A 1,619-nucleotide genomic window follows, 5' to 3' on the forward strand; every position below is an offset into this window, starting at 1 on the left:
CTCGTATTATATAGTAGTAGTGTTTAGAGACCCTCTCCAAGGTCTTCATAACTATTAAGTCATAGTCCTTTTCTTTACCTTTTCTACAGGTTCGACTATGATATATAAGGTGCTGTGGATTGGTTTCACACTCCTACCACTTGATGGTTTAGGAAAGGCTCCAACCACAGTCTCTTTGTTCATTTGTTAATCAGTTAGATACCGCATGACGGTTTATTTAGAACGAGGTTACAATCACAAGGAGTTCCCTGTGGTTCTAAAACAGCATTAATACTTTTTTAAGGAGATTTTTTATGATTTACGTCGGAATTGATGTCGCCAAAGATAAGCATGATTGCTTTATCACTAACTCTGATGGAGAAGTGTTATTTAAAGCTTTTACCATCGCCAACAACCTGACTGGTTTCACTGAACTTTATCAAAAAATTGAATCCGTTATGGAAGATGTATCAAAAGTAAAAGTAGGACTGGAAGCCACTGGACACTATAGTTACAATCTCCTCGGTTATCTCATTGATAAAGGTTTGCCCACCTATGCTATCAATCCGTTACATACTAATCTGTACAGAAAAAGTCTTAGCCTTAGACAGACGAAAACGGATAAAGTAGACGCCCGTACGATTGCTTCTATGCTGATGTCTGATGTGAACTTGAAGTCCTACTCAGATACATCTTACCACAACGAAGAGTTGAAGTCACTAACCCGTTATCGTTTTGATAAAGTTAAGGAACGGGCAAAGCTTAAATCTTCCGTTTCCAGACTGGTCTGTATCTTATTCCCTGAATTAGAAAAGTTAGTACCAACGCTTCATATGGCATCTGTTTATGCATTGCTTTCTGAATTTCCCGGTGCTAAACAAGTCGCTAATGTTCATCTTACCAGACTTACCAATCTTCTTACTAAAGCCTCAAAAGGTCGATATGGTAAAGAAACAGCCATTACATTCAGAGATGCTGCAAGAACCTCTATAGGCTCAAATATGCCTGCAAAATCATTAGAATTGAAACATACTATCAAGCTTATCCGGGAACTGACCTCTGAAATTGATGAAATAGAAAACGAAATCAAAATCATCATGGATGAAATCCATTCTCCAATCCTTAGCATTCCTGGAATCAACTATCGTATGGGCGCTATGATTATTGCAGAAATAGGTGATTTCAATCGTTTTGATTCTCCTGATAAAATCCTGGCATATGCCGGATTTTCACCTTCTACTTATCAATCTGGTCAACTTGATGGTGCTTACTCACACATGGAAAAACGAGGCTCCAGATATCTGCGGTATGCGTTATACAATGCGGCCAAATATGTCTGCCATTGGGATTCGACGTTTGCTGAATATCTGGCAAGGAAACGAGCCGAAGGCAAGCATTACAACGTTGCTATATCTCATGCTATCAAAAAGCTGGTTCGAGTCATTTATCATCTTGAGAAAACTAACCAGCAATACATCAAGGCTGATTAAATTTTTCTAATTCAATACTCCTTTTTTTGAGCACCAATAATGATGCTCTTTTCGTCATACAGTTTTCAAGGTTCAAATATATCTGAAATGCATTTCTGCAATTCATTCAAAAAATTTTCATTTTAGACTTGACTTTTAATAGTTAGTCTT

At 37.6% G+C, this 1,619-nt stretch carries 1 protein-coding gene; it reads left to right on the top strand.

Features of this window, described 5'->3' with window-relative positions:
* The first annotated feature begins 293 nt into the window (after nt 1-293).
* Nucleotides 294-1,469 (top strand): IS110 family RNA-guided transposase, encoded by a 1,176-nt coding sequence (locus tag NBH03_RS15790; RefSeq protein ID WP_204575752.1) that lies wholly within the window; start codon nt 294-296, stop codon nt 1,467-1,469.
* The last annotated feature ends 150 nt before the right edge of the window (nt 1,470-1,619 follow it).

It is taken from the genome of Coprococcus intestinalis, assembly GCF_023656595.1.
Classification (GTDB): domain Bacteria; phylum Bacillota; class Clostridia; order Lachnospirales; family Lachnospiraceae; genus Coprococcus_A; species Coprococcus_A intestinihominis.

What these genes read in the sequence shown, in the direction of transcription:
- NBH03_RS15790 (WP_204575752.1), top strand. Translation starts at nt 294, where the DNA reads ATGATTTACGTCGGAATTGATGTCGCCAAAGATAAGCATGATTGCTTT.